13 protein-coding genes are annotated in these 18,892 nt (G+C 74.5%); 2 read left to right on the forward strand and 11 right to left on the reverse strand.

The window, feature by feature from the left end; translation table 11 throughout:
- Window positions 1-93 precede the first annotated feature (93 nt).
- Window positions 94-1,800 carry a glycoside hydrolase family 71 protein gene (locus OG764_RS07425; protein WP_328967593.1) on the reverse strand — a complete coding sequence of 569 codons (1,707 nt, stop codon included), beginning with the start codon at window positions 1,798-1,800 and terminating at the stop codon, window positions 94-96.
- Window positions 1,801-2,118: 318 nt separating this feature from the next.
- Between OG764_RS07425 and OG764_RS07430 the strand changes: the two genes are divergently transcribed.
- Entirely contained in the window at window positions 2,119-3,723 is a 1,605-nt protein-coding gene (locus tag OG764_RS07430; protein WP_328967594.1) for a bifunctional phosphatase PAP2/diacylglycerol kinase family protein, read from the forward strand.
- A 147-nt stretch (window positions 3,724-3,870) separates the two neighbouring features.
- On the opposite strand, the gene OG764_RS07435 is transcribed toward OG764_RS07430, so the two are convergent.
- Window positions 3,871-4,848 (reverse strand): helix-turn-helix domain-containing protein, encoded by a 978-nt coding sequence (locus OG764_RS07435; protein ID WP_328967595.1) that lies wholly within the window; start codon window positions 4,846-4,848, stop codon window positions 3,871-3,873.
- Window positions 4,849-4,949: 101 nt separating this feature from the next.
- Between OG764_RS07435 and OG764_RS07440 the strand changes: the two genes are divergently transcribed.
- Window positions 4,950-5,744, forward strand: a complete 795-nt coding sequence (locus OG764_RS07440) for an alpha/beta fold hydrolase (protein WP_328967596.1) — start codon at window positions 4,950-4,952, stop codon at window positions 5,742-5,744.
- 565 nt (window positions 5,745-6,309) lie between these two features.
- On the opposite strand, the gene OG764_RS07445 is transcribed toward OG764_RS07440, so the two are convergent.
- From OG764_RS07445 to OG764_RS07485, 9 genes are all read right to left on the reverse strand, one after another.
- Entirely contained in the window at window positions 6,310-9,048 is a 2,739-nt protein-coding gene (locus OG764_RS07445; RefSeq protein WP_328967597.1) for a helix-turn-helix transcriptional regulator, read from the reverse strand.
- Between the two features lie 219 nt (window positions 9,049-9,267).
- Window positions 9,268-11,049 carry a S8 family peptidase gene (locus tag OG764_RS07450; protein WP_328967598.1) on the reverse strand — a complete coding sequence of 594 codons (1,782 nt, stop codon included), beginning with the start codon at window positions 11,047-11,049 and terminating at the stop codon, window positions 9,268-9,270.
- 522 nt (window positions 11,050-11,571) lie between these two features.
- Window positions 11,572-11,763, reverse strand: a complete 192-nt coding sequence (locus OG764_RS07455) for a hypothetical protein (protein ID WP_328967599.1) — start codon at window positions 11,761-11,763, stop codon at window positions 11,572-11,574.
- Window positions 11,764-11,893: 130 nt separating this feature from the next.
- The gene (locus tag OG764_RS07460) at window positions 11,894-13,240 is read right to left on the reverse strand and encodes an LLM class flavin-dependent oxidoreductase (RefSeq protein ID WP_328967600.1); all 1,347 of its coding nucleotides are present in this window, start codon (window positions 13,238-13,240) and stop codon (window positions 11,894-11,896) included.
- A gap of 139 nt (window positions 13,241-13,379) precedes the next feature.
- Window positions 13,380-14,168: an ABC transporter permease gene (locus OG764_RS07465; protein ID WP_443056192.1), complete on the reverse strand. Its 789-nt coding sequence runs from the start codon at window positions 14,166-14,168 to the stop codon at window positions 13,380-13,382.
- Window positions 14,169-14,590: 422 nt separating this feature from the next.
- Window positions 14,591-15,457 (reverse strand): ABC transporter ATP-binding protein, encoded by an 867-nt coding sequence (locus OG764_RS07470; protein ID WP_328967602.1) that lies wholly within the window; start codon window positions 15,455-15,457, stop codon window positions 14,591-14,593.
- Window positions 15,458-15,462: 5 nt separating this feature from the next.
- Window positions 15,463-16,512 carry an ABC transporter substrate-binding protein gene (locus OG764_RS07475; RefSeq protein ID WP_328967603.1) on the reverse strand — a complete coding sequence of 350 codons (1,050 nt, stop codon included), beginning with the start codon at window positions 16,510-16,512 and terminating at the stop codon, window positions 15,463-15,465.
- A 153-nt stretch (window positions 16,513-16,665) separates the two neighbouring features.
- Window positions 16,666-17,229, reverse strand: a complete 564-nt coding sequence (ssuE, locus tag OG764_RS07480) for an NADPH-dependent FMN reductase (RefSeq protein ID WP_328967604.1) — start codon at window positions 17,227-17,229, stop codon at window positions 16,666-16,668.
- 86 nt (window positions 17,230-17,315) lie between these two features.
- Window positions 17,316-18,320, reverse strand: a complete 1,005-nt coding sequence (locus OG764_RS07485) for a TauD/TfdA dioxygenase family protein (RefSeq protein ID WP_328967605.1) — start codon at window positions 18,318-18,320, stop codon at window positions 17,316-17,318.
- Window positions 18,321-18,892 lie beyond the last annotated feature (572 nt).

An 18,892-nucleotide genomic window follows, 5' to 3' on the forward strand; every position in this document is an offset into this window, starting at 1 on the left:
CCCCGTACCCGGAAAGACCACCCCGCCGAAGCGGGCCCCCCGGCGCCGCGGCCGCGTTCCGTCCGCCGCCGGCGCCGCGCCCGTTCCCCGCGCTCAGCGCCTCCCGCTGGTGTGCCCGTAGTACTGGAGGTCCTGGACTTCGACCACGCGCTGGACCGGGTAGCCGGACAGGACTTCGGCGGCGGTGCGGCCGCCGCGGAGCGCCGTGGCCGAGCTGAAGCCCTGGCGCAGCGGGACCAGCTCGGAGTGGACTCCGGCCGGGGCCCGGTGGGTGGCGCGCGTCCGGCCCGTCTCGGTGCGGACGTCCGCCGGGGCGGTCAGGAAGCTGAGGACCTCCACCCGGTCCCGGGGCGCGGCCGAGCCGCGGCGCAGCGACATCACCAGGGACTGCCTTCCGGTGGGGTCGGTGCCGGTGAACTGGACCCGGGAGCTCAGGTAGAGCGTGTCCCGCACGATCTCCGGCCAGCTGCCGGTCTTGAAGCGGGTGAGGTAGTACGAGGTGAGGTCGAGGTAGGCGTGCCCGTTGTGCAGCGAGGGCGCGAACTGGCTGCCTTCGGAGTAGTCGTTCCAGGTGGTCAGCTGCACCCAGTCGGCGCCGTCGTCGATGGCGTGGTTCCAGGTGGACCGCAGGGTGGCGGTGTTGCCGGCCTCGTCGTAGATCCCCTGGTTGGGGCGGGCGTCCTGGACCGACACCGGCTGCATCCACACCTTGCCCATGCCGTGGGCGCGCCGTACGTCGCGGGTGGCGCTCTCCTGGCCGACGTAGCTGCGGCTGCCCCACTCGGAGAAGCCGTAGCTGATCGGGGCGAACTCCCCCGAGTGCGCGCCGAAGTCGAGGAACAGCGGCACGAACGCGGTGCGGATGCCGTGCCGTTGCCGCAGGTTGTCCATGACCTGCGACCACCACGCCGGGCTCTTCGCCTCGGCCTTGAACGGGGAGACGACCAGCCGCCCGTCGCCCAGCCGGTGCGCGGCCGGTGAACCGGCGAGTTTGGCGAGGGAGTTGGCGAGGCCGGCCGGATCGGTGTTGAGGGAGGTCATGTCCGGCATCAGCATGATCTTGAAGGCGGGGTCCACGGCGCGGGCCGCGTCCAGCAGCATCACGGACCGCTCCCAGTTCTTCCCGGAGAGCGACAGCAGGTCGAGCGTGAAGCCGTCGAGCCCGGCGTCGCGCGCGGTGCGGACCTCCTGCTTGAGGTTGGCCAGCTCCCAGTTGCCGGTCTTCGGGGCCACCGGAAGCGGCCGGTCGCGCAGCAGCCCGCCGTACTTCTCGTGCTTTCCGCTCTCACCGGCCGGGTTGAGGTAGTTGCGCGTGTAGTAGTCGCGCTCCGGGCGGGCGTTGTCGAGGGAGAGCGGGTACGGGGTGAAGTAGTGCGCGAACACCAGCTTGCCGCTCTTGCGCAGCCGCGCGGGCGAGGGCATGTCGAAGGGGAGCGCCGCGCTGGGCCGCCAGGTGCCCTTGGGCGTGGTGCGCGGCGGCACGAGGGGGCGCACCGTGCGCGGCGAGGCGCTCGGGGAGGGCCGGGGCGCCGGGGTGGCCGAGGCGTCGCCGTCCCGCCCGTCGCCGCGGCCGTCCACCGGCCCGGCGGACCAGGCCTTGCCGATCTGCGGGGCGGCGGGCCGCTCGGCGCGCGCGCCGACGGTGAAGGGGTCCCAGGCGATGCCCGTGGCCGCGAACGCGCCGACGACAAGGAAGCCGGCTATGAGGAACGCCAGCAGCGATCTCCTGCCGCCGCGGCCTTTGCGCCGGTGCGTCAACGGCCGTCGCCGGCCATGTCGTTTCACCGGATCCGCGCTCATCGTCCCTCCAGGGGCTTGCCTGTGAATATGCCTGCGCCGCAGGCATCTCAGCAGTAGAGCGGATTCGCGGCCCGCGGACAACCGTTCTCCTGTGGGTCGCGCTCCGGCACGTACGTCACAGTGACCACGCCGACTACGCCGCCGCGCCGCCCCGCGGCCACCGGCGCGCCGCCCGCCGGCCACCGCCCCGCCGCGCGCGGGCGCCGCGCGCACCACCCGCGCAGACCCGCCGCACGGCGCCGTCCGCGGCTACGTTTGCAGCTACGTTTGCGGGTACGAGAGGCAACATACGACCAGACGCGAGGGAGGCTCATCACCATGCCCGCCGAATTCCGGTTCCATCCGCTGAAGGCCGGCGCCGCGGCCCGCCAGGCGACCGTGACCTGGCAGGGCGCGCTCGCCCGTGTCGACCGTGAGCTGTTCGACGCGGTCGCCCGGCGGCACTGGCCCGGCGCGGACCGCGTCCTGCCGCGGCTGGGCCGGGCCGCGGACCACGGCGTGCTGTGGGCGGGCCTGGCCGCCGCGCTGGCCGTGGGCGGCTCGGCGCGTACCCGCCGGGCGGCGGGCGCGGGCCTCGCCTCACTGGCGCTGGCCTCCGCGACCGTCAACACCGTCGGCAAGTGGTCCGTACGCCGGCCCCGGCCCGTCATCGACGCCGTGCCGCCGATCCGGCAGCTCCGGCGCGCGCCCCTGACCACGTCGTTCCCGTCCGGGCACGCCGCCTCGGCCTTCGCGTTCGCGGCGGGTGTCGCCTCGCTCGCCCCGGCCTGGGGCGTGCTGCTCGGTCCGGTGGCCGCGTCGGTGGCGTTCTCCCGCGTCTACACCGGGGTCCACTACCCGGCCGACGTGGCGGCCGGCGCGGCCCTCGGGGTGACCGCCGGGCTCGTCGTGCGCCCCCTGAACGCGGCCGCGGCGACGGCGGCCGCCGCCCGGATCCGGACCGTGCCGGGCGGCCCGGCCCAGGCGGACGGGGCGCCGGCGCTGCCCGACGGCGCCGGGCTGGTGCTCGTCGCGAACTCGCAGTCGGGTACGGCGAACACGGCCGGCGACGTGCTGGCCGGGCTGCCCCGGGCAGAACTCGTCACGTGCACGGGCCCGGAACTCACCGACACGCTGGCCTCCGCGGCCGCGCGCTGCACGGTGCTCGGCGTGTGCGGCGGCGACGGCACGGTCAACGCGGCGGCCACGGCCGCCCTGCGCGCGGGCGTACCCCTGGCCGTCTTCCCCGGCGGCACCCTCAACCACTTCGCCCAGGACCTCGGCATCCTGGACGCGATGGACACCGTCCGCGCCCTCACCGCGGGCGAAGCGGTCCGCGTCGGAGTGGGCCGCTTCACCCCCGGCCCCGAACCGGTGCGCCCGCCGGGCCCGGACGGGGGGCCCGAGGGCGGGCCGGGCGACGGGCCCGGGCGTGCGTCGGAGCCCGGCTACTTCCTCAACACGTTCAGCATCGGCGTGTATCCGGAGCTGCTCGGGCACCGGCTGCGGTGGGCGCCGCGGATCGGCGGGGGGCCGGCCGCGCTGCTGGCGGCCTGGCGGGTGCTGCGCACCGAGCGGCCGGTGCGGCTCCGGCTGGCCGGGCGGCCGCGCCCGGTGTGGCTGCTGTTCGCGGGCAACGGCACGTACCACGGGACCGGACCGACGCCCAAGCGCCGACTGGGCCTGGGCGAGGAACTGCTGGACGTACGGGTCGTCCGCGGCGGCGGCCGCCCGGGACCACGGCTGTTCGCCGCAGCCATGGCGGGCCCGCTGACCCGCTCCCCCGTCCACCTGGCCACCCGGGTGCGCTCCCTGCGCATCTCGGACGTCCCGCCGGGCACCCCCCTCGCGTACGACGGCGAGTACGCGACCGCCCCCACGGAATTCCGCCTGGACAAACTGCCGGAAGCCCTACTCGTCTACCGCCCGGCCACGACCCCGTAGCACCCGAGACAACCACCGGCCCGCAGCCCACCCCAGCCCCGCCGGCGTTTGAGACGCGGGGTCCCGGGCGAAACCCACCCCAGCCCCGCCGGCGTTTGAGGCGCGGGGTCCGGGGCGGAGCCCCGAGGGCTGTGACGCCCGTGGCCGTCAAGTCGCCGCGCCGGCACCCGCGCTGGGCTGGACCGTCCCCACGGTGACACCGTCACCCAACGCGGCCCGCAGCCACTCATGCGCGTCACCCATGTTCGGCTCGGCCGCCCCGGCGGATCCGCCCGACACCTCCCCCACAAGCCGCCAGTAACGGTCGAGAAAGGGATCCGCGGCCCCCGCGAGCACCACGCCGAGCTCCCGGCGGAACGCCCCCGTGTCCCGCACCCCACGCGCCCCCGCATACGCACCCACGAACGCGTCGAGCGCCTCACCCCCCTGCGGCACCCGCCGCGCCCGCACCGCGTCGGCGGCCAGCGCGTACGCCTCGCCGAGCCCGCTGTAGAGCACGTCCGGCCGCCCGGCCCCGTCGCTCCGGCGGGCGGTGGGCCGGCAGGCATCCACGTGCGGGAGGACCTCGGCGACGAGGGCGTGCAGCCGGGCAAAGGCCAGCACCTGGGCGGGAGTCGGGTCCGCCGGCGGCTGCGGGACGGCCGCCTCGACGATGGCGGAGCGCAACCCGGCCGACAGCCGCGGCGGCAGCAGCCCCCGCCAGAACGCGGCCATCGGGGCCGTGCTGGGCGGCGCGGACACGGCGCCGATCAGCCGCAGCCGGTCGGCCCGTTCCGCTGCGGGGCAGTCCTGGACGAGCTGGAGGGCGGCCTCGCGCCAGCGCAAGGCGGCCATCTGGGAGCCGAGTTCGCGCAGCCGGTCCGCGATGACGTCCTCCAGCACGCCGTCGCGCAGGTCCTCGCGTTCCAGTACCCGGCCCACGTCGGGGACCGGCAGGTCCAGGGCGCGCAGCGAGCGGATCAGGCGGAGCCGGTCGAGGGCCTCCGGGCCGTAACGGCGGTGGCCGCCGCCGCTGCGGCCGGCTTCGGGCAGCAGGCCGCCGTCCGAGTAGAAGCGCACCGTCTTGACGGTAACGCCCGCGCGCTCGGCGAGCTCGCCGATGCTCCAGGTGTCGTCGGGTGACACGGTTTGAACCTCCCTCAGGGGGAGTTCCTACCGTACCGGCGGACGCGGACGGCGAAACGGGCCGGCCGGGCGTCCGTACCGAGGGATGCGAGGAGGCAGTCATGACGACGTTCGTGCTGGTGTCGGGCGGGTTCACGGGGGGCTGGGCGTGGCGGGAGGTGGCGGCGCGGCTGCGGCGGGACGGGGCCGAGGTGTACCCGGTGACGCTGACCGGCATGGGCGACCGCCGTCACCTGGCGGGCCCGGACACGGATCTGGACACGCACGTCGATGACGTGGTCCAGGTGATCGACCACATCGACCACGCCGACGGCCGGGAGGTGGTGCTCGTCGGGCACTGCTACGGGATCTTCCCGGTGCTGGGCGCCGCCGACCGGCGGCCGGAGCGGATCTCCCGGGTGGTGTACGTGGACGCGCCGATGCCGCGGGACGGCGACTCGGTCCTGAGCACCCTGCCGGACCCGGCGGTGTCGGCGATGGTGCGGGAGCGGGCGGCGCAGAGCCCGGACGGGCGGTCGGTGCCGGCGCCCGCGGCGGGCGAGCGGGAGATCTGGGGGAACGTGACCGGTGTCCCGGAGGAGGGCCTGGCCCGGATGGTGCGGCTGGCGGCGCCGCAGCCACTGGGTACGTACGCCTCGCCGCTGCGGCTGACGGGGGCGGCGGCCGCGCTGCCGTCGACCGGGGTGTTCTGCACGGCCGCCGGGTTCGGCATCGGGATGGCGCAGGCGGCGCTGGATTCGGGTGATCCCCGGTTCCGGGTGCTGGCCGATCCCGCGGTGAGCTTCTTCGAACTCGGCACCGGGCACTGGCCGATGTTCTCCGCGCCGGAGGAACTGGCGGACGTGCTGGTGCGTGCGGCGGCGGGCGAGGGCGTACGCCTCACGCCGACCGCCTGACCGGCTACGGGCGCGCCTCGGCTCCGCCGGCCGACCCGTGCCACCCGTTACCTCGCCGGGGCACCTTCAGCCTCGCCGACACCCTGGAGCGTCTTCAGCCTCCCCGGCTGCCCGAGGGGCAACTCCCAGCCTCGCCGGCGTTTGAGGGGCAACCTCCAGCCTCCCCGGCTGCCCGAGGGACAACTTCCAGCCTCGCCGGCGTTTGAGGCGCAACCTCCAGCCTCCCCGGCTGCCCGAGGGACAACCTCCAGCCTCGCCGGCGTTTGAGGCGCGGGTCCGGGCGGAGCCCGGTGCCCGGCGGAGCCGGGTTGTCCTTGGGGCTCCGCCCCAAACCCCGCGCCTCAAACGCCGGCGAGGCTGGATGTTGCGCCCCGGCACCGGCAAGCCTGGGGTGTTGCGCCCCCGGCACCGGCAAGGCTGGGGTGTTGCGCCGCAGGGCACCGGCAAAACTGGAGTGTTGCGCCCCAGGGCATTGGCGAGGCCGGGGTGGGCCCCGCTCAGGCCCGCCTCAAACGCCGGCGAGGCTGGAGGTTGCACCCCGGCACCGGCAAGGCTGTCGGCGGGGTCAGCGGCGTAGGGCTGTGGCGAGTTGGGCTCGGGAGCGGACGTCGAGTTTCTGGTAGATGCGGGTCAGCCGCGCTTCGACCGTCTTGACGCTGAGGAACAGCTTGTCCGCGGCCTCCTGATTGCTGGCGCCCTGGCTGACGAGCAGGGCGAGCCGCGTCTCGGCCTCGGTGAGGGTCGCGGCCCCCGGATGGCCGGGCCCGGCCGGAGCCTCCCGGGCGAGTTCGGCCCACGGCTTCGCGCCCGCCTGGGCGAAGACGTCGGCCGCGGCCAACAACGCCGCACGGGCCGGCGCGCGCCGCCGCCGGCGCCGTTCCACCCGGGCCAGCGCGAGCAGCGTACGGCCGCGTTCCAGCGGCAGGTCGAGGCGCCCGAACCGGTCGGCGGTGGCCTCCAGCAGGGCGACCGCGGCGGCCGGTTCCCCGCAGGCGGACAGCCACAGCCCGCGGGCCCGGTCGAGGGCGGCGAGCACCGAGGTCCGGCCGAGGTCGGCGGCGACCGCGCGGACCTCGTCGAGGAGTCCGGCGGCCACTTCCGGTTCGTCGGCGGCGACCAGCGCCTCGGCCAGTTCGCCGTGCCAGCGCAGGATGGAGGGGTCGACCACCTGTTGGGCGGCTTCCAGCTCGGCGACGCGGCGCAGGGTGGCGACCGCCTTGGCGGTCTCCCCCATCGCCAGCTCGACCAGGCCCAGGGCGTACAGGCTGCGCGAGAGGAACACCTGGTCGCGTTCCTCTTCGGAGGCCTGGATGCCCCGGCGGGCGTACGCGGCGGCGCGGGCGAAGCTGCCGCCGGTGGCCTCGGCCATGGCCGCGACGTACCAGGCCGGTCCGGGTGACAGGCCCGCGGCGATGGTCAGTTCGAGGGCGCGCCGGGCGTGTCCGGCGCCGGCGGCGCACCGGCCGCGGCGCAGTTCCACTTCGGTGAAGCTGCGCAGCACCTCGAAGACGTCCTCGGCGGAGCCGGAGCGTTCGACCGCGGGCAGCAGGACGAGGAGCTGGGCGCGGGCGTCGGCGAGCCGGTCGTCGAACAGGGCGTGCCGTACGGCGAGGAACTGCGGGGCGTTGCGCATGACGAGGGGCACGTCGGGCGCGGGCAGGGCGAGGGCCTCGGCGAGGATGTCCTCGGCTGCCGGGTCCCCGAGGATCCGGCCCATCCGGGCCCGTACGGTCAGGGCCATCGCCTGGGCGCCGGGGTCGCCGCCGGCGGCGGCCAGCCGGCCCGCGTGCGCGGCGGCGGCGCAGGAGCCGACCGGGTCGCCGTCGCTGAGGTTGAGCTTCCAGGCCAGGCGCAGCTGGACGGCGGCGAGCAGCGCCGGGTCGTCTGCGGCGTCGTCCATGGCGTGGGCGAAGGTCTCGTCGAGGTCGGCGAGGGCCTGTCCGGCGGCGTCGATGACGGCGAGGCGGGCGCGTACCCGGTCGGTGGGCGTGGAGTCGCGGGCCAGGACGGCGAGGGTGGCGCGGCGGGCGAGGTCGGCGCGGCCTGCGCAGCCGGCGTCCTCGGCGGCGCCGACGAGCCGGGCGAGGGCGGCGGCGGGGCGGGCGAGGGGGGTGCGTTCGGCGGCGAGCAGGCCGAGTTCCGCGGCGAGGGCGCGGTTGCCGCGGCGCCGGCAGTCGGCGGCGGCCCGGGCGACCTCTTCGGCGAGGGGTTCGTCGGGGGTGTCCACGGCGAGGGCGCGGTGGCGGACCGCTTCGACGGGGTCGTCGACGGCTCCGGCGAGCGCGGCGTGTCCGGCGGCGCGGTCGGGCCAGCCGGCGTCGGCGGCCAGGGCGGTGGGCAGGGCGCCGGCGGTGAATTGCACCGCGCCGTCCTCGCCGACGGTGACGAGTCCGGCCCGTTCGGCCTCGGCGAGTTCGGTTTCGGCGTCGGGGCGGCCGGCCCGGCGGAGCAGGGCGGTGGTGGGGCGGGCGGCGAGCGCGGCGAGCAGCAGCGTGGGGTGGGTGCGGGCGGGTGCCTCGGCGAGCAGTCGACGGGCGACCTCGCGGGCCTGTCCGGAGATGGGCAGGGTGTCGGCGTGGTGGACGCCTTCGCGGGCTTCGGCGAGCGAGCGGCCCAGGGCCAGGGCCAGGCGGGGGTTGCCGCCGCTGGCCTGGTGGATCCGGCCGGCGAGGCGGGCGGGCAGCCCGTGCCGTACGAGGAGTTCGGCGAGGTCGTCGGCGCCGAGCGGGGGCACCCGCAGGCCGGGGGTGCCGGGGCCGCAGAGGGATTCGGCGACGGGGGCGCCGCCCTGGACGCATTCGGCGACGAGTACCCGGACCCGCGGCGGGGTCAGGCGCAGGGCGAAGCGCAGCAGGTCGGTGGTCTCGGCGTCGAGCCATTGGGCGTTGTCGACGACGAGCAGGACGGGGTCGGCGGCGGCGAGGGTCCGCAGGACCGCGACGACGGCGAGGCGCAGGGCGACGTGGTCGCGGCCGGCGCGCGGCGCGTCGGTTTCGCGGCGCAGCCAGGCGATGGCGGTGCGCTGGGGTCCGGCCAGGCGTTCCAGCGCGTCCCCGGGTACGGAGGCGAGCAGGGCGGCGGCGGACGCCTCGGGTATCCAGCGGTCGGCGGCCTCCGGGGCGAGCCGCAGGACGCACTCGCCGCGGGCCGCGGCGGCGTCGGCCAGCTCCGCGGCCACGGTGGTCTTGCCGGCCCCCGCGGGGCCGGTGAGGATCGCGCGGCCGTGCGTGGTCAGCGCACGGCCGACGGCCTCGATGAGCTCGGCTCGCCCGACGCTCGTGTCAGCGTTCCCCGTCGCCGCCACGCACGGCCACCCGCCTCTCGCAGTCCTGTGCCTGTCCTGTGAGCGCTGAGGATACGAGGTCGGCCGCGTGGCGGGCCCGGATTGTGACGCAGAAATCAGCCGGCGGGCCGGAAACACCGCGGGACCTGCCGGTATGGGATGTACCGGCAGGTCCCGCGGGCTGTGTTGGTCCGTACTAACCGCGGGTCAGGCGGTCGGTGCGGGAGGGGTCCGGGCGGCTCAGAAGCCCAGGCTCCAGGAGTTGATGTAGCCGGTGTCAGCGGCGGCGACGTCCTGGACGCGCAGCTGCCAGGTGCCGTTGGCGGGCAGGGCCGAGGCGTCGACGGTGTAAGTGGTGATCACGTTGTCGGCGCTGTCGCTGGAGGAGTTCTGCAGGCGCTTGACGGTGCCGTTCGGGGCGACCAGGTCGATGACGAGGTCACCGCGGTAGGAGTGGCGGATGTCCACGTTCACCTTGAGGGCGGCCGGGGCGTTGCCGGTGCGGCCGGTGACGGCGATCGAGGAGGAGACGGCGCCGCCGTTGTCCGGGATGGCCACGTCGGTGGTGTTCTCGAAGGTGGGGGTGACCGGGCCGGAGGTCACGGCCGCGACGGCCGCGGTCGCGTCGGCGAGGCCGGTGCCGCAGCCGCCGGTGCAGGTGCCGGCCAGCGGGCGGGTGGTGGTCTTGATGGTCGACTCGACCTGCGCCGGGGTCAGCGAGGGCTTGGCGGCGACGAGCAGGGCGGCGAGGCCGGCGACGTGCGGGGCGGCCATGCTGGTGCCCTGGTACGGCTTGTAGATCTCGGCCGACGGCGTGGTGGTGCCGCTGTTGATCGTGGAGAGGATGCCGTTCTCCGGGGTGGTGACGGTGCCGGGCGTGTCGGTGGCGCGGCGGGTCTCACCGCCCGGCGCGGCGACGTCGATGATCGAGCCGTAGTTGGAGTAGAAGGAGCGGTCGCCGGAGCGGCTGCTGGCGGCCACGTTGATCACGTTGTTGCAGCTGGCCGGCGAGAAGCCGCTGGCGTCGGCGTTGCTGTTGCCCGCGGCGACGACCACGGTGGTGCCGCGGTTCACGGCGGCGGTGATCGCGTTCTGGTAGCTGGTGCCGCAGGCGCCGGAGCCGCCGAGGCTCATGTTGATGACCTTGGCGGGGGTGGCGTTGGCCGGGACGCCGGGGACGGAGCCGCCCGACGCCCAGGTGATCGCGTCGACGATGTCCGAGGTGGCGCCGCCGCACTTGCCGAGCACGCGCACCGGCTGGATCTTGGCGTCGTACGCGATGCCCGCGACGCCCTTGGCGTTGTTGGTGGCCGCGCCGATGGTGCCCGCCACGTGGGTGCCGTGCCAGGAGGAGTCGCTGGCCTTGGAACCGGTGCCGCACTCGCCGGCGGCGCTCCAGTCGCCCTGGTCGGCCGGGTTGTTGTCGCGGCCGTTGCCGTCGCGGGCGGCGGAGGAGCTGGTGATGAAGTCGTAGCCGGCGACGACGTTGGGGGCGACGTCGGAGTGGGCGACGTAGCCGGTGTCGATCACGGCGACGGTGACGCCGGAGCCGGTGGTCTTGTCCCAGGCGGTCGGCACGTTCATGCCGGCGGTGGGCTCGAAGAGGTCCCACTGCTTGGCGTACTCGGTGTCGTTGGGAGTGGCCATCGCGTAGGCACGGGAGTCGGGCTCGACGTAGGCGACGTCCGGGTCCGCGCGGAAGGCGGTCATCACGGCGGCGGCGTCGGCGGGGCTCTGCGCACCACCGAGGTCGACGAGCGCGGCTCCGGTGCCCAGGCGGCGCTCGAAGGCGACCTTCTCGCCGGCCTTGCGGCCCTTCGCGGTGGCGTCGTCGGCGGCGGCGGCGTTGGAACGGGCCTCGGTGGCACCGGACTTGTAGCCGACGATCAGGTTCTCGACGGGCGCGACCGGCAGCGGGGTGATCGCGGCCGCGGCCGGCACGGCGGGGGCGGCGGCGGGCTGCGAGAGGGCGAGGGAGGAGGTGGCGGTGCCGGCGAGCAGGGTGACGGAGATCGCCGCCACGGATATCAGCCTACGTCGTGATGCGTGCACGTTGTTCCCTTTCGCGGCCGTTCCGCCAATGACGGGCCGGTCCGGCCGGTTTGGTGCGGTGTGGGAGGTGTACGGCGCCGCGGGGACCGGGGCTGGCTCGCTCCAGCCGCCCCGGCCACCGCTGCGCGCCGCGCTGCCCCTGCCGCTTCTGCGGGGCGGGGGCAACGGCAGTACCGGGATCCGTCCGGCCCGGTCGGCTCATCCCGCCATGTGGGGTTGGCGGGTGGGCCGTTCGGCCGGAATCGTTCGCCGGTGGGCAGACAGTAGGCAACCGGCGGATGAACTCGATACAGGGGAAACCCTTGTCCGGCCCCTGTTACAGCCCTGGTCCCCTTGCCGCCCTTGCCGCCGCGACGCACCAACTTGCCTGGTCAACGCACATATTGAAGATCAACGAGCCCGGCCGGGGACGCGGGACGGCGGGGCCGCGTCCCGCGCGACCCCGCCGTCCCGTGATGTCCTGTTCCGCACCTTCCTGCCGTACGCCCCCCGTCAGCCCTTCGGTGCGGTCAGCCTCTCGCCGAGCCAGGGGATGACCTCGGGATACATGCGCTGCCAGGTGTCGAAATCGTGTCCGTCGGCGGGCAGGACGAGGGTCCGCACGCACACCCTGGCGCCGGCCGCGGCCCGGGCGAAGTCCTCCAGGCGACGGAGCGGGCCGAACCGGTCCCGGCGCGAGGTCACGAGGTCCCGGTCAGCTCCATCGTGCCGCTCCCGCCCTTCGAGGCGCGCGCCCGATCCGGCGTGCGTCCGAATACAGCCCATGTGCACCATTTCGCACCTCCCGGCCCGCGCGCCTCGCCACCCCCTCCCGTCAGGCGGGGAGCCGCGCCTCCCCCGCGTACCGGTTGGCGGGCCGGGGCAGGCCGTAGTGCTCGCGCAGGGTGCGGCCGGTGTACTCGGTGCGGAACAGGCCGCGGCTCTGGAGCTCGGGGACGACCTGGTCGACGAAGTGCGTCAGCCCGGTGGGCAGGATCGGCGCCATGATGTTGAAGCCGTCCGCGGCGCCCCGGGTGAACCACTCCTGGAGCTGGTCGGCGATCTGCTCGGGGGTGCCGGCGACCACCCGGTGGCCGCGTCCGCCGCCGAGCCGGGCGATCAGCTGCCGCAGCGTGAGCCCGTCCCGGCGGGCCAGTTCGGCCACCAGGGTGAAGCGGCTCTTGTTGCCGTTGATGTCCCGCTCCTCGGGCAGCTCGGGCAGCGGCCCGTCGAGGGGCAGCCCGGTGAGGTCGGTGCCGAGCATCCCGGACAGTTGCGCCAGCCCGTACTCAGGGATCTGAAGATCCGTCAATTCCTGTTCCAGAGCCCTCGCTTCGGCTTCGGTGGAACCGATGATGGGGCAGATGCCCGGCAGGATCAGCAGGTCGGACCCGGAACGACCGTGCCGCGCCAGGCGCGACTTGAGGTCCTTGTAGAAGGTCTGGGCGTCGCCGAGGGTCTGCTGGGCGGTGAACACGGCCTCCGCGTACCGGGCGGCGAACTCCTTGCCGTCCTCGGAGGATCCGGCCTGCACGAGCAGCGGGTGGCCCTGGGGCGAACGGGGCACGTTGAGCGCGCCCCGCACGCCGAAGTGGGCGCCGCGGTGGGCGGCGGGGTGCAGCCGGTCCGTGTCGGCGTAGACGCCCCGCTCCTTGTCGAGGACGATCGCGTCGTCCTCCCAGCTGTCCCAGAGCTTGGTCGCGACGTCGAGGAACTCGTCGGCCCGCTCGTAGCGCAGACGGTGTTCCAGGTGCTCCTCGCGGCCGAAGTTCCGGGCCTCGTCCACGGTGCCGGACGTCACGATGTTCCAGCCGGCCCGGCCACCGCTGATGTGGTCGAGCGAGGCGAACTTGCGGGCCAGGTGGAAGGGTTCGTTGAAGGTGGTGGAAGCGGTGGCGATCAGTCCGACCCGCTCGGTGACCGCGGCCAGCGCGGACAGCAGCGTCAACGGCTCGAAGCCGCCGAGGGCGTTGTAGCGGGCCTGCCCCCACAGGGCGAGCCCGTCGGCGAAGAAGATCGAGTCGAGCTTGCCCCGTTCGGCGGTACGGGCCAGCTCCTGGAAGTAGGCCAGGTCGGTGACGCGTTCGGGACTGCTGTCCGGGTGGCGCCAGGCCGCGTCGTGGTGGCCGGCGTTCATCAGGAAGGCGTTGAGGTGGAGTTGACGGGGCGCGGCAGACGTCATGTGGTCGAGTCCTTCGGAAGCGGGGGTACGGGTACGGGTACCGGCACGGGTTCGGGTACGGACGGATGGAGCGGGGGCGTGGAGGAGGGCCCGGGGGCCGGGGGGAACGGCGAGCCCTGGGCGGCCGAGCGGCCGGGGGTCACGGTGAGGCGGGGACCCGCCAGCTGCCGAGGCGCCGCTCCACGGTGACGAGGACCTGGTTGAACGCCACCCCGATGGCGGAGATCGTGACGATGCCCGCGTACATCTGCGGGATCGCGAAGTTGAACTGCGAGGCGTTGATCAGGTAGCCGAGGCCCGCCTTGGCACCGATCATCTCGGCGGCGACGAGGACCAGGATCGACACGGCGCCCGCGAGCCTGATGCCCGTGAAGATCGCCGGGACGGAGGCGGGCAGGATCACCTTCTGGAACAGCCTGGGCGTCGACAGGTCCATGGAGCGGGCCAGCTTCACCAGCGTCGGGTCGGCGTTGCGCACGGCGCTGATGGTGTTGAGCAGCACCGGCCACAGGCACGCGTACACGATGATCGAGACCTTGGACGTCTCGCCGATCCCGAGCAGCAGCGTGAAGACGGGCAGCAGGGCGAGGGCGGCGGTGTTGCGGAACACCTCCAGCAGCGGGCCGAGGAGATCGGCGACCGGCCGGTACCAGCCGATGAGCAGCCCCAGCGGGATCGCGACGCCGACGGCGATCCCGAAGCCGCCGAAGGAGCGGACCAGGCTGGCCCGGGTGTGCTCCCCCAGCTGACCGTCACCGAGCAGCTCCCACCAGGCGCGGGCCACCTCGCTGAAGGGCGGCAGGAAGGTACGGTCCACCAGCCCGAGCCGCGGCGCGGCCTCCCAGACCAGGAGCAACGCGGCGACCGCGACCGACCGGAGCAGCACGGTCCCCACCCACCGCCCGACCCACCCGAACCCCAGGGCCACCGCCGACCGAGGCACAACACCAGGCACCTCCGGCCCCGCCGGCGCTTGAGCCGCGGGCCGGCCGACACCCACCCCTTCCTCGCCGGCACCCTGAGGTTCAACTCCCAGCCCCGCCGACGCTTGAGCCGCGGCCTCGGGCGACGCCCATCCCAGCCCCGCCGGCGCCTGAGGCACAACGGCCTCACGGGCAACCCCCAGCCCCGCCGACGCTTGAGGCGCAGCCTCGGGCGACGCCCATCCCAGCCCCGCCGGCGTTTGAGGCGCGGGGTCTGGGGCGGAGCCCCAGAAGGACAACCCGGCTCCGCCGGGCACCGGGCTCCACCCGGACCCGCGCCTCACGCCCCGGCCAGGCCGGTAATTCCCCGCGCGCCCGCGCAGCTGAAGGCGGTCCCAGATGAGCCGATACGGCTGAACGCGGCCGTTCATGCGGTGACCTCTTCCTTTTCGAGCTGCCGGGCGCGAGCCACCTCGTCGTGCAGCAGCCCCCAGATCTCGCGCCGGTGACGGGCGAATTCCGGGCTGGACCGGACGTCCTCGGTACCGGCACCGGCACCGGCACCCGCACCCGTGCGGGACCCGAGTTCCACCGGTACGACCTCCTTGATGCGGCCGGGCCGCGACGTCATCACGGCCACCCGCTGCCCCAGATACACGGCCTCCTCGATGCCGTGGGTGATGAACACGACCGTCTTGCCGGTCCGCTCCCAGATCCCCCGCAGCTCGTCCTGCAACGCTTCCCGCGTCTGCGCGTCGAGCGCCGCGAACGGTTCGTCCATCAGCAGGACGTCCGGGTCGTAGGCGAGGGCCCGCGCGATGGCGACGCGTTGACGCATGCCGCCCGACAGCTCGTGGGGGTGCCGGTCCTCGAATCCGGCGAGCCCCACGAGTTCCAGGAACTCCCGGGCCCTCGCGGCCCGTTGACGGCGCGGCACCCCGATCGCCTCCAGCCCGAACTCGACGTTCCCCTGGGCGGTCCGCCAGGGCAGCAGCGCGTACTGCTGGAAGACGATGCCGCGGTCCAGCCCCGGCCCCTTGACGGGCCGGCCGTCCAGGAGGATCCGGCCGGAGGTGGCCGGGGTGAGGCCGCCGAGCAGGTCCAACAGGGTGGACTTGCCGCAGCCGCTCGGACCCACGACCACGAGGAACTCGCCCGCCTCGATCTCCAGGTCGACCCCGTCGAGTGCGGTGAACTCGCCGGGCCGCCGGCGGCCCGAGCCGAAGCCGGAGGTCCGGCCGGACGCCTTGACCGGGAAGGTCTTCCCGACCCGCTCGAACACGATCTTCGACATGTCGCTCAGCCCCCGGCCTTCGCGCCGAGGCCGTTGTACGCGTTGGTGTACAGGTCTGCCGCCTTGATGCGGCCCTTCGGGATGTCCCCGCGCTCGGCGAGCCAGTCGATCCACAGCTGGAACTCGCGGTCGCCGATGCGGCCCCCCGTCTCGGCGACTCCGTACGAGCGCCAGTACTTGAGGACGGAGCCGTCCTCGTTGCGGCCGCGCTTGCGGATGATGTCGGCCATCCGGGCGATGACCTGTTCGCGCGGGGTGGTCCGCGACCATTCGATGGCCTTCGCCACTCCGGTGACGAACGTCCGCGCGGTGTCCGGGTTCTGCTTCAGGAACCGGTCGGTCATCACGTACGTACCGGCGCTGAACCGGCCGAGCAACTGGTAGTCGCTGAACAGGGGCCGGATCCCGCCGGCGGCGAGGGCCTTCTCTCGGAGCACCCCGCCGAGCACGCCGACCTCGATCTGCCGCTGCCGCAGGGTCTGTTCGGTGTTGACGGGCGGCACGACCAGCGCTTCCACGCGGTCGGCCTCGGAGGCCGAGAGGCCGGCGCGCTTGAGGTAGATGTCGAGCATGGCCTCGGCGTGGGCGCCGAGGGTGTTCATGCCGACCTTCTTGCCGGCCAGGTCCCCGGCCCCTCGCAGCGGGCTGTCGGCGCGCACGTAGTAGCCGCTGTACGTGTCCTTGTCGACGCCGTAGTAGCTGATGACCGCCTTGATCGGGGCCTTGCCCGCGGCGAGTTTGACCACCGCGCCGTTGAAGGCGCCGCCGAAGTCGGTCTGGCCGGTGGCGGCGGACTGGATGTCCTGCGGGCCGCTGATGGTGTTGCCGACCCACTCCAGCTTCACGTCGCCGAAGTAGCCGAGGTCTTCGGCGAGTTCGGGCAGGGTGACCTGCCCGACGGAGCCCTGGTAGCGGAGCTTCTTGGTCTGTGCAGCCCCGCGGGAGCCGCCCGTGGCGGTGGCCCGGCCGCAGCCCACCGCGGCCGCCGAGAGGCCGAGGACGGTGAGGAAGGCGCGCCGGGAGGCCGGCGTCGGGACGGTTACGGTCGTGCGCATGACGGGTCCTTGTCGGGTCGGGCGGGATGGCGCCGGGGGACGGTCTGAAAAGTGCGGATCGAGGGGTGGGCGCGGGGCCCGGCAAGCCGGGGCTCGTACGGCTGCTACTCGTACGGCCGGGGCTCGTACGGGCGGGGCTCGTACGGGCGGGGCTCAGGGCGTCGGACTGAGCGCGTATTCCAGGGCGGCGCCCACGCGCAGCGCTTCGCTGAACTCGGCCACCGCCTGCGCGACTTCACTGAGGGCGGACGGTTCGAGGACGGCCCCCGAGGGACCCCGGCCGATCGCCGAGTCGAGGACGAAGCGGCCGGCGACGACGTGCCGCGCTCCCAGCGCGGACAGCACCGGGCGCAGGGCGTAGTCGATCGACAGGACGTGCGCGAGGCTGCCGCCGGTGACGAGCGGCAGCACGGTCTTGCCGGCCAGTCCGCTCTGCGGGAGCAGGTCGAGGAAGGACTTCAACAGGCCGGTGTACGAGGCCTTGTACACCGGGGTCGCGATCACGATGCCGTCGGCGCGGGCGACCGCGGCGAGCGCGCCGCGCAGTTCGGGCTGCCCGGTGCGGGCAGCGAGCAGGTCGGCGGCCGGGAGGTCCCGCACGGCGAGGTGACCGGTGTCGAAGCCGGCCCCGGCGAGGCGGTCGAGCACGTGGTCCACGAGGAGGGCGGTCCGGGAGACCGCGGAGGGGCTGCCGGAGACGGCGAGGAGGCGGGACACGGAACTCCTTGGGCAGATAAGGGAGATGAGGGCTGTCCGGGTGGACGGCGCCGGCGGGTGGGGGCGCGCCGGCGCCGTCCGCCGCGTCACACGGCGTCGGCGACCCCGCGCTGCCGGTCGCCCGAGGCGCCGGAGGGGATCCCGAACGCGGGCGCGGGTACCGCCTCCGGCTTCAGGAGCACCGAGCCGCGCCCGTCCGGCCCGACGGGGACGTCCCCGTCGACGGTGACCCGGCGCAGGGTGCGCTGGTGGTCGCCGGAGTCGTCCACGCCGTAGTGCTGGGTGGCCCGGTTGTCCCAGATCGCGACGTCGCCGGCGCGCCACTGCCAGCGGACGGTGTTCTCGGGCAGCTCGATGTGGGACTGCAGGAGGTCCACGACCGCCCGCGAGTCCCGCCCGGTCAGTCCCTTGACGCGCTGGACGAAGTTGCCGAGCAGCAGGGCGTGTTCGCCGGTTTCGGGGTGGACGCGGACCACCGGGTGCTCGGTCAGGAAGGCGGTCGAGGTGAACACCTCGCGGTACTGGGCGAGCGCCTCGGGGAGCGCGTCGGGGCGCAGCGCGGCGTAGTCGTACTCGTTCGAGTGGACGGCCCGCAGGCTCGCCGCGAGGACCCGGAGCGGCTCGGGGAGGTTCTCGTAGGCGGCGACCGTGTTGGCCCACAGGGTGTCGCCGCCGTACGGGGGGATGCTCACGGCGCGCAGGATGGAGAAGGCGGGGTAGGCGGGGACGAACGTGACGTCGGTGTGCCACTGGTTGGCGCGGCCGCCGTGCTCGGAGTCGATGCCGAGGGCGTAACGCCCGTCCGCGGACGGCACGGTGGGGTGCGCCACCGGCTCGCCGAGCAGCCGGGCGAAGCCCTCGTGGCCGTCTTCGTCGAGGTGGTGCTGGTCCCGGAAGAAGACGACCTTGTGCCGGAGCAGTGCGGCGCGCACCGCGGCGACGACGGACTCGTCGAGGTCGGGACCGAGCACGACCCCCTCGATCAGGGCGCCGATGCGCCCGCCGGTCCGGGTGACGACGGGGACCGCGGGCCCGTCGGCGCGGCCGGTGTGCGTGCCGGGTGCGGTGTGGGCGTGGGTGGTGGTGGTCATGACGGTCCTCTCGGGGTGGGTGGGTACGGCGGGGCGGTGGTGCGGGATGCGTCGGAGGGTGTGCCGGAAGGACCGTCCGGGCAGGCGGGGTCGCCGCCGCCGGTCGGACGGGGTCCTGGACGCGGACGGGATCGGTGAGTCAGGTGACTCGGGTGAGTCAACGGGCCCGGACGACGGAGGAGAGGGGTACGAGTACGGGATACGGAGTCCGGGCTGCCCGGGGATCGGATGGCGAGGGCCGAACGGCACGGCGGCACGGCGACGGTCACGTCCGGCGGACGCGGACACGCTCCCGGTACAGCCCGTGCATTCCTGGAGCCACTGCATCCGTGGAGCCCGTGCATCCGCACGGACGTGCCGTGCGGCCGGCGCGGCAGGACGTCACCGCTCGCGCAGGTCCCCAAGGGTGGGGAAGGCCTACGGCACGTGCCGTACGGGCGCCGTGCGCCGGGGCGGGGCGGGCCGGACCGGCGTCAGATGCGGCCGGGGGCCCGACAGCGGCCCGGACACCCGGCCGGGGGACAGAGGCGGGTGTGGAGCCGCGGGGCGGGGAAGTGCGTCGCGGTCATGGG

It is taken from the genome of Streptomyces sp. NBC_00239 (assembly GCF_036194065.1).
Taxonomy (GTDB): domain Bacteria; phylum Actinomycetota; class Actinomycetes; order Streptomycetales; family Streptomycetaceae; genus Streptomyces.